We start from the raw sequence: 16102 nt of genomic DNA, 5'->3' as shown, positions 1-16102 counted from the left end.
TGAACTCTCCGGCTCCGCACGTCCTACCTGAGGGACCGGCGGCTCGCGAAGGCGACCGCGGGGCGGCTCACCGCACCGACGAGCAGGAAGAGCAGGGCGAGCACGAGCCAGCCGGGCCGGCCCCACGACAGCACCAGCACGCCCATCACGGTGGGGGCCAGGGCGTCACCCGTACCGGCGCCGAGCCGGAAGACGCCGGAGTACTGGCCCTGCGCCTCGGCGGAGGCGAAGCCGAAGGAGTACTCCATGGAGGCCGCGGCGTGCCACAGTTCGCCGAGGGTGTAGACGGCGGTGGCCACCACCAGCGTCAGGGCGGAGACCCAGGCCGTCGGCCCGTCGGCGGCGGCCATCAGGACCAGGCCGGTGGACAGGGCGCAGCCGGCCCACAGCATCCGCTTGCCCGCGTCCTCGGCCGAGGAGACCGACCGGCCGGCCATCACCTGGAGGCCGGCCACCATCGCGGTGTTGAGCAGCAGGATGACGGAGACGGTCCAGCGGGGCGCGTTGGTGTGGTCCACGATCCACAGGGGCAGCGCGAAGGTCGGTACCGCGTAGTGCATTTCCATGACGCCGTTGATGACGGTCGCGACCAGGAACGGGCGGTTGCGCAGCGCGACCCAGCCGACCTTCTCGGCGGCCCGCGTCGCGTTCGGTGGGGGACCCGGCAGCCGGGTGAGCACGAGGGCGCAGCCGATGAAGGCGAGGGTCCGGCCGACCAGCAGGCTGGTGTAGGCCTCGGGCGAGTCCGCTTGGATGGCGGCGCCGGCCACCACTGCGCCCAGTGCGATGGCCAGGTTCGTCATGGCCTGGAGGTACGCGCGGTACGCGGCGGGCCGGTCGCCGCCGAACTGCCGGACCAGCGGGTCCCGGCTGGTGGGGTTGGCGGAGTGCACCGCGGCGGTCAGGCAGGCGACCGCGATGAAGGCCCAGAAGGTGTGGACGAAGAGGTAGCAGGTCATGAAGAAGGCGCCGAGCACCATGACGGCGATCTGCGTGCGCTTGGCGCCCCAGCGGTCCGCGATCCGGCCGCCGGCCATGCCCGCGAGGAGTCCGACGATGCCGCCGGCGGTGAGGCCGACCGCCACCTGGGTCGTGGGCAGTCCGATCACTCGGGTGAAGTACAGCGCGCTGCTCGTGACGAACAGGCCGCTGCCGAAGGTGTTGACCAGGGTGGCGGCGGCAAGGACGCGCTGCGGGCCGGGCGAGGGCAGCAGCTTCTTCGCCCACCGGCGCGGACGGCGCCGTTCCGCCGGGGCCGCAGGGTCCGCCAGCAGCTCCGCCGGGCGGGCCTGCTGCCCGGCGTTCTCGGTCAGAGCCACAGCCGGTCTCCGAGGTCGCTCTGCGGCCAGGTGTTCCGCTGCCAGGAGCGCAGTTCGCGGGGGGTCGCCGGGTGCGGTGCGACGATCAGCCGCTCGTCGAACCACTGGCGGGCCTCGGCGAAACGTTGCCTCAGTTCTGCCTCGGAGCCGGCGACGGCCAGGATCTGGGCGGCCCGCTGGTCGGTGCCCGCGGCGCCCCCGCTCCAGACCGTTCCGACCGGAACCTCGACCCGGGCGTATGCGACGCCGGGGAGGGCCATGAGGTCGGCCGCCGAGGGCAGGTCGATCAGGACGCCCGGCCGGCCGGGCAGGTAGGCGGCGCCGACGATGCCCGGCCGGACCTTGACGTTCAGCTCCGGCCGCCGGCCGAGTGCGCACAGGAGCATGGCCTCGCCGAGGTCGACGCCGAACTTGGCCTGTACCTCCTCCTGGATGAAGGCGCCGCCGCGTCGCGCGCCGCACTCGCCGAAGGCGAGCCGGCCGGTGACCGGGTCGTGGAAGAGCTCCATGTGGAAGACCCCGTGCGTGAGGCCGAGGGCCCGCAGGGCGCCGAGCACCACCGGTTCGGCCTTCTCGTACCGCCATTGCTCGGTGTCCGGGTCGATCCGCCGCATCCACAGCGGAACGCCCTCGTCGAGCGCGGTCAGGCAGGGGTCGCCGTAGGCGCCGAGCGACCAGAACAGCACCTCGCCGTCGAAGACGATGCCGTCGGCGATCCATTCCTCGCCTCCGATGAACTCCTCGAGGACGAAGGTGCGCTCGGAGGTTCCGGCGGCGCGGTACCGGTGGCTGAGCTCGTGCAGTTCCGCAACGGAGTCGACGACGGCGGTCAGCCGGGTGGAGGCGCCCGCCACCGGTTTGAGCACGGCACTCGTGGACGGGAGCTCCGTCACGGCGGAGACGTCGTGGACGTCCTCGATCACCCTCACCCGTGCGGTGTCGATGCCCGCCTCGGCCACCAGGGCCTTCTGCAGGTACTTGTCGCGGAACCGGAGGGCCGTACGCGCGTCGATCGCCCGGCAGCCCAGGTGCTCCGCGATCAGCCCTGCGGTCACCAGGGCGAACTCGTCGGAGGTGACGACCGCGTCGAAGGTCCGCTGTGCGAGCCCGGCGCGGTGCAGTGCGCCGAGGACCGCTTCCGGGGAGGCCTGGTCGTCGACCCGCAGCACGGTCGGCTGCCCGTGTGCCGCGAGACCGGCGTCGTTCTCCCGCGCGCCCGAGACGATGACGGCGTCGATGCCCAGGCGGACGCACGCCTCGACCGTGTACCGGGCGCTGCCGAGCAGCAGGACCAGCGGGCGGTTGTCGTTTGCCATGACACTTCCTTCTGTGTGGGGCCGTCAGAGCAGCCGGTAGACCTTGTCCTTGAGCTCGTCGACCAAGGCCCGGTCGCGGCGCAGGCTCTCCTCGTCCGGGCCGGCCAGGAAGACCCGCAGGGGGCTGGTGAGCAGGTCCTCGGTCGGCCGGAGGCGCTTTCCGGGTCCGGAGCGGACGACGGCGCCGTGTACGGCGGGGAGGGCGGCGATCCGGTCCACGATGCCGCTGTCGACGGCGGCGACGACGCCGTCGAGTGCGGTGGGGGCTTCGTAGACGGCGGCGGCGCGCACCATCCGGTACGTCCGGCCGCCGAACCGGTGGGCGAAGTCGGCGGGCTCGGTGTAGGCGTGGGCGACCAGCTCGGCGACGTTCGTGCCGAACACGGCGTCGTAGAAGTCGGCGTTCATGGCGCCGTTGAGGCGGGCGCCGATCTCGACGAGGGTCGGCCCCTGCGGAGTCATGATGACCTCGGCGTGGGAGGGGCCGTGCCGGATGCCCAGGGCGTCGAGGACGGTGTGGACGTACGCGTTGAGGGCCGGGACGGGTGCGGTGCCGGGGTCGCGCAGCACGCACATGTCGTAGATCGTCCGGCCGCCCTGGACGGGACGCCGCTCGGACTCCCACACCCCGGCCAGGTAGCGGCTGCCGTCGGCGCTGACGCAGTCCACGGCGTACTCGCGCCCGGACAGGAACTCCTGCACCAGGACCTCGGTGTTGCGCTCCGCGAACATCGAGTGGGCGGCGAGGACGCGACGGGCCGCGTCCACCACCTCCCCCGGGGTGCGGCAGATGTACACGTTGTCGGAGGACGCGGAGGACAGCGGTTTGACGACGACGGGTGTACGTCCGTGCCGTACCGCCCACGCGGCCGCCGCGTCCGGGTCGTCGGTCTTGAACTGCTCGGCGCAGCGGATGCCGGCGGCTCGCAGCGTCTCGATCATCTCGTACTTGTCGCGCCGTGCGGTGGAGAGCGCCGTGCCGTTGGTGGCCAGGCCCAGTCGTTCGCTGAGCGCGTCGGCCAGCGGTACGCCGGGCTCCTGGCCGGCCAGCACGGCGACCGGGTCGAGTGCGCGCAGCCGGGTGAGGACCTGTTCCACCGGGGTCCCTTCGGGGCAGGCCAGCCATTCCGCGTAGTCCTCGGGGCGCGGCGGGATCATCGCCGGCCTCGGCTCGGCCGTGCTGAGCACGTGCACCGAGGCGTGCCCGCGCCGGGCGAACGCGGTGACCAGGGATGCGGCGTTGGAGTAGCCGTCCACGATCACAACGGTCCTGGCAGGCAAGTGGTCAGCCATGTCACTCCTTGATCGATGCCTTGAGGTTGTCACAACCTTGCCTAATGGGCAACTATGTTGCCAAGACTTGCCATCGCTCCTAGGGTCGAGGGCGGAAACCGACCCTTCAAGACCCCGCAGGAGACCGGATGACCGCCGAGAGAACGGCCGGCGCATGTGCCGGCTGATCCTGGCCCACGGCTCGTTCGACGCAGCGGACATCGTGGCCGCCGCCGTGCAGATGAGCTGCGGAGTCACCGCGAACCACGACAACGCCACCACCGTGCACGCCCACGGCTGGGGAGCGGTGTGGCGAGATCCCGTCGACGGCGGGCTGCGGGTCCACCGTGACGTGCGCCCGGCCGCCGACAGCGCCCTGGGTTCCGCCGTGGCACACGTGCGCACGGACTTCCTGGCCATCCACGTCCGCAACGCCACACTGCCCGAGAACCGGGGGCTCACGTTCACCCACCCGCTGGAGCGGCCCGAGGACTCCTGGTGCTTCATGCACAACGGCTACCTGCCGACCGTGCACAAGCTGCTCGGCATGAGCGAGTCGGTCTTCGACTCCGAGGAGTACTTCGACTACCTCGTCCCGCCGCGGACCCCGTGCCTGGAAGAGGCGTCCACCCTGGCCCGGCTGCGCGCCATCCCGCCCGGCGGCATGTCCGGCAACGCCATCGCCGTCCACCCCGACCAGGCCCACCTCGTCCACTGGAGCCCGCCCGAGACCCGCACCCCGGTGTTCTTCGCGATGCACCGCCACACCACCGCGGACCGGGTCGTCGTGGCCTCCGAGACCGTCCCGGACCTGGCCTCCGCCGACCAGTGGGAGCCGGTGCCGCCCGACACCGTGCTCACCTTCCCCTTCGCTCGCGCTCACGCACGCGCACGTGCCGAGGCGCGGACGCGCGTCCGCGAAAGCGTCTGAAAAGCAACCGAGAAAGGACCCCGTCATGCCTGCTGCCTGGGAACGCCTCGTCCACCACCTCGACCGCCCCGGGGATGCCGAGCCCGACGGCCCCGGCATCCTGAAGGGACTCGTCAACGGCGACCACGCCGTGGTCGTCCTCCGCGGCCTCTTCCCCCGGGAGGAGTTCGACGCGAACGTCCGGCGCGTCGTCCCGCTGTTCGGGCAGGCCGCCACCACGCAGTACAGCAACGGAAGCCTGACCACCATCGGCCCGTTCCTGGCCAAGCACCTCGGGGCCGTGGACGCCTACTTCGAGGAGGCCGAGGCGGCCGCACGACTGACTTCCTCGATCGGCTTCGACCTCGCCGCACGCACCCGTGCCCGGCTCGCCGAGGTCCTCGGCCTCGACTCGTTCGAGGCGGCGGTGGAGCCGGACGGCCGCCGCTACGCCGAGAACAACGTCCGCATCTACTCGGACGGGGTCCGCACCCCGCTGCACAACGACAACATGATGCGCGACGCGGCCGGCACCGGCCTGCTCCTGGAGAACCTGCGCCACCACCTCAGCGTCGTGGTGTGCCTCCAGGAGTGCGAAGAGGGCGGCGAGCTGGAGATCCACCGCAAGCGGTGGGCGCCCGAGGACGAGGACTTCAAGGTCGTCGAGGGCCTCGGCTACGACGACGCGGTGACCGGCGGCGCGCCCTCGCACCGCTTCAAGCCCGAGGCCGGCGACGTCTACCTGCTCAACCCCACGCACTACCACTCGATCGAACGGCCCCTCGGCACGGCGGACCGGGTCACCATGGGCTTCTTCTTCGGCTTCCTCGACGACGCCCTGACCGACGCCATCGCCTGGGTCTGATCCGGCCGGCCCTCCCGGACCACCGAACCGTCCGCCCACGATCAGAGATGAGAGCCCCTACCCGTGCGCAACCACGACGTCCTGAACGCCATCCGTAAGTCCGTCGAGCAGGACGACATCGAGCTGATCCGCTTCCTCTGGGTCGACCACAACTCCGTCACCCGCGGCAAGGCCGCGACCAGGAGCGCCCTCTCCTCCCGCATGGAATCCGGCATCGGACTGGCCCGCACCCGCCAGGCGTCGAGCCTGCTGGACCTCGGCCAGCCGGTACCGGGATTCGACGCGGTGGGCGAGGTACGGCTGGTGCCGGACCCCGACTCGTTCGTCCGGCTGCCCTACGCCCCGGGTTCGGCCGGCATGCTGTGTGACCTGGTGACCCTCGACGGCGAGCCGTGGGCGGCCTGCCCGCGCACCTTCCTCAAGGAGGCGCTGGCCGCAGCCGCCGACTACGAGGTCTTCGCCGCCTTCGAGCCGGAGTTCACGCTGTGCGCCGGGAAGCCGGCGCCGGGCAGGCTCGACCTGCTCGACGACAGCCTGTGCTTCGACAACGAGGGTTTCGACGCCGCCAACGAGTACGCCGTGGCCCTCGTGCGCGCGCTGCGCGCCCAGGGCCTGGAGGTGGAGACGTACCACCCCGAGTTCGGCAGCGGCCAGCACGAGATGACCCTGCGCTACGCGCCGGCCGTGCGCGCCGCCGACAACTACGTGTGGCAGCGGGCCTTCACCCGCGGGCTGGCGCGGGAACGCGGTCTCTGGGCCACCTTCGCGCCGGTCCCGCGCCCTGGGATGCGCGGCAACGGCAACCACGCCCACCTGTCGCTCTGGCAGCGCGAAACGGCGGGCGCGCCCGCCGTGAACCTGTTCGCCGACCCCGCGGACGAGCTCGGCCTGTCCGCCCTGGGACGCCACTTCATCGGGGGCCTCCTGGAGCACCTGCCGGCGCTCGTCGCGCTCACCAACGCCAGCGTCAACAGCTACCACCGGCTTCAGCCCGGCATGTGGTCGGGCGCCTTCGGCGCGTACGGCTTCGACAACCGCGAGGCGGCCGTACGGATCCCCAGCCGGCTGCGCGGCAGCGAGTCCGCCTCGACGAACATCGAGGTCAAGACCTGCGACTCGACGGCCAACCCCTACCTGGCGCTGGGCGCGCTCATCCACGCCGGGATGGACGGCGTGCGCCGCCGGCTCGACCCCGGAGAGCCCCTGCTGGAGGACCCGAACAGGCTCTCCGACCGGGAGCTCCGCAGCCGCGGCGTCCGTCCGCTGCCGAGGTCGCTGGAGGAGGCCGTGGACGCCCTGGAGCAGGACGAGTTCATGATGTCCGTCCTGGGGCCCGAGCGCCGCGTCCTCTACCCCGCCGTCAAGCGCGCCGACGTCCGCGACATGAAGGACATGGGGTCTCCCGCCGACTTCCACACGCACACCATCCGGTTCTAGGCCGGCGGAACACGAACCGGGCATGTGTGGTGGCCCTGCCCCCGAGGGGGCAGGGCCACCACACATGCCCGGTCGTCGTACGGCCGGTCAGCCGGTCAGCCTCGCACGACGGGCCAGGACCCGCCGGAAGGCCTCGGCGATGTCGTGCATGTCCGTCTCCTCGCCGAGCAGCGCGGCATGGTGGAACGTCAGGAACGAGCGGGCGGCGCGCTCGCTGACCGGCAGCGAGTACCGGCCGGGGTCGAGCCGCCCAAGGTGTCCGGGGCCGATGTCGAACCTGCGGCGGGACGACGGGTCGTACAGCCGGCTGGCGAAGAGCGGCTGGTAGACGGGCCGCACCGGCAGCCCCAGCTCGGCCGTCAGTGCCTCCGCCACGGCCCCGGAGTCGGCGGCGTCGAACTCCTCCCACGGCAGCCCGACCGCGTACCCGAAGTAGGTGCGCCGCGTGGTCCCCGGGGAGGTCTGCTGCGGGCGCAGGCCCTGCTCGGTCAGCAGCCGGTCGAGCAGGACCGCATTCGCCCAGCGGGTGCTGTTCTGCGCGTCGAGGGTCTTCAGCTGCGCGATGAGCAGCGCGGACTGGAACTCGGACAGGCAGCGGTTGCTGCCCATCAGCTCGCCCGTCTCCACCAGCTCGGGAGCCCCCGTACGCGGCGGGAGCGGGCCCCGGCAGCGGCCGTCGGCGCGCAGGTGCTCGATGCGGCGCGCGAGCGCCGCGTCGTCGGTGACCGCCGCACCGCCCTCGCCGCTGGTGAGCACCTTGGTGTGGTGCATGCTGAACGTGCCGACATCGCCGAAGGTGCCGACCTTGCGGCCCTTGTACGTCGCACCGTGGGCCTGGGCGCTGTCCTCGATCAGCGCCAGTCCGTGCCGGTCCGCCACCGCCCGGAGGGCCGTGAGGTCGGCCACGGCCGAGTACAGGTGCACCACCACGATGGCCTTCGTCGCCGGGGTGATGGCGGCCTCGGCCGCGGTCGGGTCCAGGCACAGCGTGTGCGGGTCGACCTCCGCGAACACCGGTACGGCGTTCACGCCGACCACCGTCGAGGCGGAGGCGGCCCAGGAGAGGGCGGGCACGATCACCTCGTCGCCCGCCCCGACGCCGCACGCTTCGAGCGCCGTCATCAGGGCCGCCGTACCGCTGGCGGTGGGGACGCAGTGGCCGGTGCCGAGGTATTCCGCGAAGGCCTCGGCGAACCGCTGCTCGTACGTGGGAACGCCTCCGTACGGGCTGGCGATGGACCACCGGCCCGAGTGCAGAACGTCCAGCAGGGCGCGATCCGCCCCCGGGGCCGGCTGCGGCCAGCGTGGCCACGGCCGGCCGGCGCGCACCGGGGTGCCGCCGTGCACGGCCGGCGACGCGGCCATCAGAGCAGGCCCCGGATGGTGCCGCCGTCCACGCCCCAGACCGCGCCGGTGACGAACGAGGCCGCCTCCGAAGCGAGGAACGAGATGACCCGGGCCACCTCCTCCGGGGCGCCCATCCGCCCCAGGGGCAGCTGCCTCTTGCCCATCTCGTACTCGACGGCCTCCTTGGCCTCCCTTCCGTGCACGTTCCCCAGGGTGTCGGCGAAGCCGCCCGGCCGGGTCCACAGCGGGGTCCACACGGGGCCCGGAGCGACGGCGTTCACGCGGACGGCCGGTCCTTCGGACAACGCCAGGCTCTTCGTCAGGCTGAGCAGGGCGACCTTGGAGACCTGGTAGTCGGCCGGCCCGGCCTCCGGCTGGCGGGCGAGGTCGGAGGCGTTGGTGACGATGCTGCCGGACCCGCGCCTCCGCATCCCCGGCAGGACCAGCCGGACGGCGCGGACCGCGCTGAGGAAGTTGATCTCGAAGGTGTCCAGCCAGTCCTGGTCGGAGAGTTCGTCGAAGGTGCGGGCGCGGCACTGGCCGACGTTGTTCACCAGTACGTCGGTGGTGCCGCCGAAGCGGTCGAGCAGGGTGGTCAACGCCTCCGTCACGCCGTCGGCGCCGGCGAGATCGGCCGTCACCGCCGTCACCTCGGTGCCCGTCCCGCCCAGTTCCTCGGCGAGTCGTGCGAGTTCCTCGGCGTCGCGGTCCACCAGGCCGAGCCGGGCGCCCTCCGCGGCCATCGTGCGTGCCGTTTCGGCCCCGATGCCGCTCGCGGCACCGGTGATGATCGCGGTCCGGCCGTCGAGTCCGAGCCTCACGCGGCCCTCACCTCCGTGCTGATCAGCCGGAGCGGTTCCGGCCCGGAGACGTACTGCACGGTGAAGGCCGAGCCCGGGGTGATCGCGACGGACAGGCCCGGGCCCCCCGGGTAGTCCACGCCCTCGACGGAGATCACGGCGGAGCCCTGGAGTACGTGCAGGACGATGCTGCGGTCGGCCGGCACCCACTCCTCGAACCGGATGCCGGCCGGCACTTCGAGGAGCCTGAAGCGCTGCCAGTCACCCGTGAAGTACGGGGTCAGGTCGACCTCCGCCGACCGGATCCCTCCGCGGGACGCCAGCCGGTCGGGCACGTGCACCTGGGCGGGGGGCGCTGCCGGGCCCTCGCCCGGGAAGACCTCGGTCACGAAGAAGTGCATGTCCTCGTCGCCCCGGTTGGCGATGGAGTGGGACGAGCCGATGGGGGTGGTGATCAGGTCGCCGGCCCCGGCCTCGATCTCCACGCCGTCCATGGTGACGACGGCGCGGCCCCTGACGATGTAGTAGATCTCCTCGGTGCGCAGGTGCACGTGCTCGCCGACGGACGCGCCCGGCTCGATGACGACGTACTCGACGCAGTTCCACTCGCCTTCCAGGTGCATGCCGTTCATCAGCATCTTCCACCGGCAGGCGCCCTCACCGCCGACCTGGCGGTGGGTGACGGCAGGGCCCGAGATGTCGTTGGCGATGGGGCCGAAGGGGCGGCGTTCGCCGCGCACGACGGTGGCCATCAGGCACCCACCAGCGCCGGACGGCTGCCGAGCACGGACTCGATGCCCGTCCGTACGGTCTCCTCGTCGACCTGGGTGATCTGGTTGCCGGCCGGCCGGTGCGGTCGGCCGAGCCCCTCCAGGAGGATCAGGTCGCAGGTGCCGCTGCGGCCGGGGACGTAACCGCGCTTGTTGTCCCGGCGGACGATGTCGAGCACGGACGCGGCGTCCAGCTCCTCGGGCAGCACGGTCGGGGCGCCGTTGAGTTCGAGGAGCCGGAGGTGGGCGGCCTCGTCGGAGCGGTCCAGCATGCCGAGCTCGCGGGAGACCCGGGCGGCCGCCAGCATGCCGATGCCGATGGCGAAGCCATGGCGCAGCTGTCCGCCGGTGAGGAGTTCGGCTGCGTGCCCGACGGTGTGCCCGTACTCCAGGATCAGCGCTTCGCCCTTCTCGTTGGCGTCGTTGCGCATCACGCGGGTCTTGGCGTCCACGCACAGGTCGATGAACCGGCTCAGCACGTCCGGTGTGTAGCGGGCGTCGGTGCGCAGCAGGGCGGCGACCTCGTCGTAGCGCTCCGGCACGATGCCGAGCACGTTCTTGATCATCTCGCAGAGCGCGGACTGGATCTCGGCGGCCGGGAGGGAGTCGAGGAAGTCCAGGTGGTTCCAGACGAACACGGGGGCGTGGAAGGTGCCCAGGTGGTTCTTGCCGTAGCTGGAGTTCACCGCCTGCTTGAGGGAGAGCACCGAGTCGGACATGCCGAGCAGGGTGGTGGGCATGTGGACCAGCCGGATGCCGCGGAAGACGAGCGCGGCCAGCAGGCCGGCGATGTTGCCGACCGTGCCGCCGCCGAGGGCGACCACGACCGAGCGACGGGTGATGCCGTCGCGCAGGGCTTCCTCGGCGAGCCGGTGGAGCGTGGTGAGGCTCTTCTGCATTTCGTCGGCCTGGGCCTTCAGCACCCGGGTGGGGGCGAGCGAGGCCAGGGCCGTCTCGACCTCGGCGACCAGGTGCCCGGGCAGGCCGGCGTCCGCCACGACCACGAACCGGTCCGCGTCGAGCTCCGCCGCCCGGGCGCGCAGATCGCCCCATGCGCTGTGGCCATGGCGTACGTGGAAGTCGTAGCGGACGTCGCCGAAACGGACTTCGCGGTCGAGGCCGGTGGTGTTCTCCGACAGGATGGTCACGTCTTCTCCTGGAATCGTTCAAGGGCTGTCAGGCAGGCGAGGGACACGCGGGAGCGAACCCGGCCTGGTGACGTCACGTCGCCAGGCCGGGATGCGCGGGAGAGGGGGATTCCGGATCACATGGTCGGCGTGCCGCCGGCGCCGAACTCGTGGGTGTTGCCGCGGATCGCGTAGCCGGGGCGGCCGTCCGCGCCGACGGTGACGGGACCGGCGACGGTGACGCGCTCGCCGCGGCGGTGCTCGGTGTAGTCCTTGATGGCGTAGTGCAGCGTCGCCTGGTTGTCCCAGATGACGAGGTCGCCCTTGCGCCAGCGCCAGCGCACCGTGTGCTCCGGGACGGTGGCGTACTCGGTGAGGGCACGCAGGACGTCCCGGCCGGCCTGCGGGCTGTAGCCGACGACGCGACGGGCGAAGCCGCCGAGCATCAGGGCCTTCTCGCCGGTCTCCGGGTGCACGCGCACCGCGGGGTGCTCGGCGCTGAACACGTTCTTCAGGTAGCTGTCCTTCACGTCGCCGTCGTAGGTGGCGTCCGTGAAGTCGGAGTCGTTGCTGTGGACCACGCGCAGGCCGTCGGCGAGCGTGCGCAGCCCCTCCGGCAGGTTGCGGTAGGCCAGCGCGGTGTCGGCCCACATCGTGTCGCCGCCCACCTCCGGGCAGACGACGTTGTGCAGGATCGCGAACGCCGGCGGGTTCTCCATGTACGTGAAGTCCGCGTGCCAGTAGTTGGCGCGGGTCCCCTCGCCCATGGAGTCCATCTCCCGCAGGTGCGGGTAGCCCTCGGGGCCGCCGTAGATCGGGTGGCCGAGGGTGAGCGTGCCCAGGCGGCGCCCGAACGTGACGAGCTGGTCGTAGTCGAGTTCCTGGTCGCGCAGGAAGATGACCTTGTGGGTCAGCAGGGCCTGGCGCAGCTCGGCGACGACCGCCTCGGGCAGGTCCTCCGCGGCGTTCACGCCTCGGATCTCGGCACCGATGTTGCCGGACACGCGGGCGATTTCGACACCGGTGTGCTCACGGGTCAGGGTCTCGGTCACTTCATCGTCTCCTTCTTGTCGACTGCGTCGTGGTGCGGTCGGACGGTCGTGAGGTGGGGGGTGGGGGTGCGGGGGTGGTGGGTCCCAGGGCGGGGGGGAGGGAGGCCCGGCGGCAGGGGGCGCGCTCAGGCGGTCGGGCCCGCGAGGATCGCGTCGAGCAGCTTCTCCGCGCCGTCCTCGTACCGGACCACGTCGGTCGCCGGCAGGCCGGTGGCCGCCTCGATCGCGGCGATCTCCTCGCGTGCCTGCTCGTCCGACAGACCGCGGGTGATGAGCGAGATGCCGACGATCGGGCAGCGCCCCTCGGGCCAGACCCAGCTCGCGCCCTCCGCGTGCATCTCGATCGAGCGCTCCAGGGAGGGCAGCGGGAAGTCGGGCAGCAGCTTGATGGTCGGCCGGCTCAGGTCGTGGCACAGGATCAGGGAGTCGGCGCGGCTGCCGTGCATCAGGAACAGCGGTCCGCCGGAGCCCCGCGGGTGGTTGAGCGCTCCCTGGCCCTCGACCAGGACGAGGTCGCTCTCCTCGACGGCGGCGCAGACCTCCTCTTCGATGATCTTGGCGACGTAGTCGACCATGATCGCGTCGATCGAGACGCCGCGGCCGGTGATCATGGTGCCGATCTGGCCGGTCGCGACGAACTTCGGCCCGAGGCCCCGGCGCAGTGCCGCCTTCTCGATCTCGAGCATCGTGGTCATCTTGCCGATGCCGCAGTCGGTGCCGACGGTGAGGACGGTCCGCGAGCCCGGACGGTGCGTCTTGATCTCGAACACCGGCTTGCCGTCCGGCATGAACTCCACGGTGTAGCGCTCCTTGGGCTCCCGGCGGACGTCCCAGAGCGTGGACCCGGACCGCTCGGCGGCCGCGCGGATCTCCTCGTCCTCCTCCAGCATGGTGTGCAGGCCGTTGATCACGTCCAGCCCCTTGCCGACCGCTTCGAGGACCATGGCCCGCCAACTCGGCGGCAGGATGCCGCCGGTGGGCTCGGCGCCCAGCAGGACCGCGTCGGGCTGGTAGTCCATCGCGGCCTCGATGTCCGCCACGATCGGGATGCCGGCGCCGAGGCCGCCGACCGCGTCGCCGGTGTCGCGGCCCGCGTTGTGGCGGTCGACCACGGCGACGATCCGGTCGGCCCGGTACCGCAGGATGCCCATCAGGGTCTTGGCCGGACTCGGGGTGATCTCGTCCTCGGCGAGGATCGCGATGCGCTTCAGGTGTTCCATCTCAGTGCCCTTCCTCGGGTCGTACGGTGGTGGTTCGTGCTCGTGCCAAGTGGAGGCCGGCGCCGACGAGGGTGGCCGCGCCGAGCGCGAGCCAGTACCAGTCGCCCGCGCCGTGGTGGTAGCAGGCCAGGAAGACGGCTCCGCCGGACAGCGATCCGAGGGCCTCGCCGGTGGTCAGCGAGACGCCCTGGAAGTTGGAGGAGGTGATGGGGGAAACGTTGGTGAGGCGGTTGAACGCGATGCTCACCATCGGGCCGAACAGCATCTCGGCGAACGCGAACACCGCCACGGCCGCGGCAGCTCCGGCGACGACCGGCAGGCCGACTCCCAGCAGCACGATCCCGATGCCGAAGGCGCCCACCGAGACGGCCAGGAGCGAGAGCGGCGGCGTACCGGACCGCAGCTTCCGGTTCGTCAGAACCGTCACGCCGGACTGGAACAGCACGATCAGGACCGGGGGCCCGCCGAGCAGCACCGCACGGAGCATCGCGGAATCGATCGCCATGGCGACGAACAGCGCGAAGGCGGAGTAGAACTGCCCGTAGGCGAAGGCTCCGGCGGCCGTGAGGGCGAGGGCGCGCAGACACTCCGGGTCGCGCACCGTACGGATCCGGGCGCGCGCTCCGTCGGTGGGCCGCATGGTGCTCGGCGGCCGCAGCCCGAGGGGCAGGCCGACGAGGAGCGTCACGGCGGCGGCCAGGTAGGCGATGCCGACGAACGCCAGCAGCGAGCGGTTGTCGCCGGCGACGTACAGCACCCCGGCGATGAACGGACCCAGCGCGGCGGCGGCGTTGGTGGCTATCTGCAGGATGCCGTAGACGGTGTTGCGGGTCGGCTCGGCGTCCAGGCTCTCCGCGATCAGCACCCGGACGAGCACACCGTGGACGCTGTTGCCGAATCCGGCCAGGCAGAGCGCGAGCAGGACGAGTCCGGGGCGGCTGGTGAAGGCCAGGGCGCCGAACCCGGCTCCCGAGCAGACCATGCCCCCCGCCATGGTCACCGCGTACGGCAGCCTCGGCAACCAGCGGCTGACCAGCAGGGAGGACAGGCCGACGCACAGCAGGAACGCGAACATGTGGAATCCGGCGGCCGAGGTGCTGCCCCCGCTGCCCCGGGCGAGCATCACCGCCAGCACCGGCATCAGGGAGAACTTGCCGAACTGGCAGCACAGGTAGTTGACGCCGAGGGTCCGGCGCAGTGCCTTCTCGCCCAGTCCGAGTCCGGCCCGCGGCCGCTCGGCGACCTCAGCCATGGCCGACGGTGTCCGTCCGCTGGTAGCCGACGAGGCGGGAAAGGTCGTTCTCGCGGCTGATGGCCTGTGCGTCGGAAGCCCGGTGGGCAGGTTCCGCGGCCGGCCCCGGTGCCACGGTGAAGACCAGCCCGGCCACTCCCGCCGCCGCTCTGGCCTCGGCCTCCGCGGGGGTGTCGCCGGTGGCGATCACGTACGCGGCCCGGTCGCCCGACCAGCGCACCGGCCCGACCTGCGTGCCCGGCTCGTGGAGGACGCGGAGCTCGGTCACGGCCGGATCGGCGAGGACCTCGTCCTGTCCGGTCACCGCCACCAGTTCGCCGCAGGGGGCCTCGGCGAACCTGATGGCCGACGCGCGCAGCAGCGGCGGACGCTCGGCCGGGGGTTCGGCCAGGCCCAGCGCCCAGGCCACGCTCAGCTCTTCCATGTCCACGCCGTAGGCGAGGCGCACGAGTTCGTTGATCCGGTCGCCGCCGCGCCGGCAGTGCCCTTCGACGATCCGCGGGCCGTGGGCGGTCAGCTTCACTTCGACGTGCGAGGGTCCGTCGGTCAGGCCGACCGCGTCCAGGAAGGCCCCGACCAGCTCGGTCACCTCGGCGACCACGGCGGTGTCGAGTTCTGCGGGCACGGTGTGCCCGGACTCCACGAAGCCGTCGCCGGTCGACTTGTCGGTGAGCGCGAACACGATGTGGCGGCCGGCGAAGGTGAAGGACTCGACGCTGATCTCGGGTCCTTCGAGGTACTCCTCCAGCAGGAAGGCGCTCGCCCCACTGCCGGCGAACCCCTCGGCGATCTCGTCCACCCGGTCCGGCTGGACCAGGACCACGCCGAAGCTGCCGGTCGCCGAGACGGGCTTGGCGATGTACGGGAAGCCGTGCGCGGCGCCGAACGCGCGCATGTCCTCGGCGGTCTGCCCCAGGGCGGCCGCCACCGGACCTACTCCTTGCTCGGCGAGCCGCGTGCGCATGGCCCACTTGTCGGTGATCAGGCGGACCGTTTCGTGACGCGGCCCGCGCAGCCCCAGCCGGTCGTTGAGCGCGGCCAGCGACAGGAGGGCGTGCTCCTGGATGCTCACGACCGCGTCGAACGGCCGGAGCGAGTGCAGATGCGCGACGAGGTCGACGAACTCCGGCGCGGTGTAGTCGGTCAGCAGGGTCACGACCGGAGCGGCGGCCGCGGCGGGGGCGACGCGGTCGGGGCGCTGCGCCCACCACACCTCGGCTCCCAGCTTGACGGCCGCGTCGACCAGGGTTTGCTGATCGCCCAGGACCAGTACACGAGGCTTCATGGCAAGAACCCTGCCAGAGACTTGCCAGCTAAGGCAATCCCCTAAGGGCTTATTGGCAACTCAAGCGCCAAGAGACCCCCCTCACGCATACGATGAACCGTCAGTTCGCCGCGTGTAGCGGTAGTTTGTA

The 16102-nt window shown here is 71.8% G+C and carries 14 protein-coding genes; 3 read left to right on the top strand and 11 right to left on the bottom strand.

Annotation, left to right across the window (positions count from 1 at the left end; genetic code table 11):
- Window positions 1-23 precede the first annotated feature (23 nt).
- Genes ACIF6F_RS36245 through ACIF6F_RS36235 form a run of 3 tightly spaced genes read right to left on the bottom strand, consistent with a single transcriptional unit; the run spans window position 24 to window position 3928 of the window.
- Entirely contained in the window at window positions 24-1319 is a 1296-nt protein-coding gene (locus ACIF6F_RS36245) for an MFS transporter (protein ID WP_399957618.1), read from the bottom strand.
- Entirely contained in the window at window positions 1310-2635 is a 1326-nt protein-coding gene (locus ACIF6F_RS36240; RefSeq protein WP_399957615.1) for an acetyl-CoA carboxylase biotin carboxylase subunit family protein, read from the bottom strand. Before ACIF6F_RS36240 ends, ACIF6F_RS36245 begins: the two co-directional genes overlap by 10 nt.
- 24 nt (window positions 2636-2659) lie before the next feature.
- A complete protein-coding gene (locus ACIF6F_RS36235; RefSeq protein WP_399957612.1) occupies window positions 2660-3928 on the bottom strand; it encodes an ATP-grasp domain-containing protein in 1269 nt (422 codons plus the stop codon).
- 154 nt (window positions 3929-4082) lie between these two features.
- Here ACIF6F_RS36235 and ACIF6F_RS36230 point away from each other — a divergent pair, with 154 nt between their 5' ends.
- The 3 genes from ACIF6F_RS36230 (at window position 4083) to ACIF6F_RS36220 (ending at window position 7119) form a co-directional block, all read left to right on the top strand.
- On the top strand, window positions 4083-4838 hold the full coding sequence (locus tag ACIF6F_RS36230) for a class II glutamine amidotransferase (protein ID WP_399957609.1): 756 nt from the start codon (window positions 4083-4085) through the stop codon (window positions 4836-4838).
- 25 nt (window positions 4839-4863) lie between these two features.
- Window positions 4864-5682 carry a hypothetical protein gene (locus ACIF6F_RS36225; protein WP_399957607.1) on the top strand — a complete coding sequence of 273 codons (819 nt, stop codon included), beginning with the start codon at window positions 4864-4866 and terminating at the stop codon, window positions 5680-5682.
- Window positions 5683-5745: 63 nt separating this feature from the next.
- Complete coding sequence (locus ACIF6F_RS36220; protein ID WP_399957604.1) at window positions 5746-7119, top strand: glutamine synthetase family protein; 1374 nt, start codon at window positions 5746-5748, stop codon at window positions 7117-7119.
- 87 nt (window positions 7120-7206) lie between these two features.
- On the opposite strand, the gene ACIF6F_RS36215 is transcribed toward ACIF6F_RS36220, so the two are convergent.
- The 8 genes from ACIF6F_RS36215 to ACIF6F_RS36180 form a co-directional block, all read right to left on the bottom strand.
- On the bottom strand, window positions 7207-8484 hold the full coding sequence (locus ACIF6F_RS36215; protein WP_399957601.1) for a DegT/DnrJ/EryC1/StrS family aminotransferase: 1278 nt from the start codon (window positions 8482-8484) through the stop codon (window positions 7207-7209).
- Window positions 8484-9287 (bottom strand): SDR family NAD(P)-dependent oxidoreductase, encoded by an 804-nt coding sequence (locus tag ACIF6F_RS36210; RefSeq protein ID WP_399957598.1) that lies wholly within the window; start codon window positions 9285-9287, stop codon window positions 8484-8486. The genes ACIF6F_RS36215 and ACIF6F_RS36210 overlap by 1 nt, the downstream gene beginning before the upstream one ends.
- On the bottom strand, window positions 9284-10018 hold the full coding sequence (locus tag ACIF6F_RS36205) for a cupin domain-containing protein (protein ID WP_399957595.1): 735 nt from the start codon (window positions 10016-10018) through the stop codon (window positions 9284-9286). The genes ACIF6F_RS36210 and ACIF6F_RS36205 overlap by 4 nt, the downstream gene beginning before the upstream one ends.
- A complete protein-coding gene (locus ACIF6F_RS36200; protein ID WP_399957592.1) occupies window positions 10018-11184 on the bottom strand; it encodes a 2-deoxy-scyllo-inosose synthase in 1167 nt (388 codons plus the stop codon). The genes ACIF6F_RS36205 and ACIF6F_RS36200 overlap by 1 nt, the downstream gene beginning before the upstream one ends.
- A 116-nt stretch (window positions 11185-11300) precedes the next feature.
- Complete coding sequence (locus tag ACIF6F_RS36195) at window positions 11301-12215, bottom strand: TauD/TfdA dioxygenase family protein (protein ID WP_399957589.1); 915 nt, start codon at window positions 12213-12215, stop codon at window positions 11301-11303.
- Between the two features lie 125 nt (window positions 12216-12340).
- Window positions 12341-13435, bottom strand: coding sequence for a DUF1611 domain-containing protein (locus ACIF6F_RS36190; RefSeq protein ID WP_399957586.1), 1095 nt, complete (start codon window positions 13433-13435; stop codon window positions 12341-12343).
- Window position 13436: 1 nt separating this feature from the next.
- Window positions 13437-14687: an MFS transporter gene (locus ACIF6F_RS36185; RefSeq protein WP_399957583.1), complete on the bottom strand. Its 1251-nt coding sequence runs from the start codon at window positions 14685-14687 to the stop codon at window positions 13437-13439.
- A complete protein-coding gene (locus ACIF6F_RS36180) occupies window positions 14680-15972 on the bottom strand; it encodes an ATP-grasp domain-containing protein (RefSeq protein ID WP_399957579.1) in 1293 nt (430 codons plus the stop codon). Before ACIF6F_RS36180 ends, ACIF6F_RS36185 begins: the two co-directional genes overlap by 8 nt.
- Between the last annotated feature and the right edge of the window lie 130 nt (window positions 15973-16102).

The organism is Streptomyces sp. NPDC086023 (assembly GCF_044540325.1).
Classification (GTDB): Bacteria; Actinomycetota; Actinomycetes; order Streptomycetales; family Streptomycetaceae; genus Streptomyces.
Note: the sequence above shows the minus strand (reverse complement) of the source record. Positions and strands in the feature narration are given on the sequence as shown.

Coding starts and splice junctions, on each gene's coding strand:
- ACIF6F_RS36190 (WP_399957586.1), bottom strand. CDS start 13,435: ATGGAACACCTGAAGCGCATCGCGATCCTCGCCGAGGACGAGATCACC.
- ACIF6F_RS36230 (WP_399957609.1), top strand. CDS start 4,083: ATGTGCCGGCTGATCCTGGCCCACGGCTCGTTCGACGCAGCGGACATC.
- ACIF6F_RS36205 (WP_399957595.1), bottom strand. CDS start 10,018: ATGGCCACCGTCGTGCGCGGCGAACGCCGCCCCTTCGGCCCCATCGCC.
- ACIF6F_RS36180 (WP_399957579.1), bottom strand. CDS start 15,972: ATGAAGCCTCGTGTACTGGTCCTGGGCGATCAGCAAACCCTGGTCGAC.
- ACIF6F_RS36215 (WP_399957601.1), bottom strand. CDS start 8,484: ATGGCCGCGTCGCCGGCCGTGCACGGCGGCACCCCGGTGCGCGCCGGC.
- ACIF6F_RS36185 (WP_399957583.1), bottom strand. CDS start 14,687: ATGGCTGAGGTCGCCGAGCGGCCGCGGGCCGGACTCGGACTGGGCGAG.
- ACIF6F_RS36235 (WP_399957612.1), bottom strand. CDS start 3,928: ATGGCTGACCACTTGCCTGCCAGGACCGTTGTGATCGTGGACGGCTAC.
- ACIF6F_RS36240 (WP_399957615.1), bottom strand. CDS start 2,635: ATGGCAAACGACAACCGCCCGCTGGTCCTGCTGCTCGGCAGCGCCCGG.
- ACIF6F_RS36225 (WP_399957607.1), top strand. CDS start 4,864: ATGCCTGCTGCCTGGGAACGCCTCGTCCACCACCTCGACCGCCCCGGG.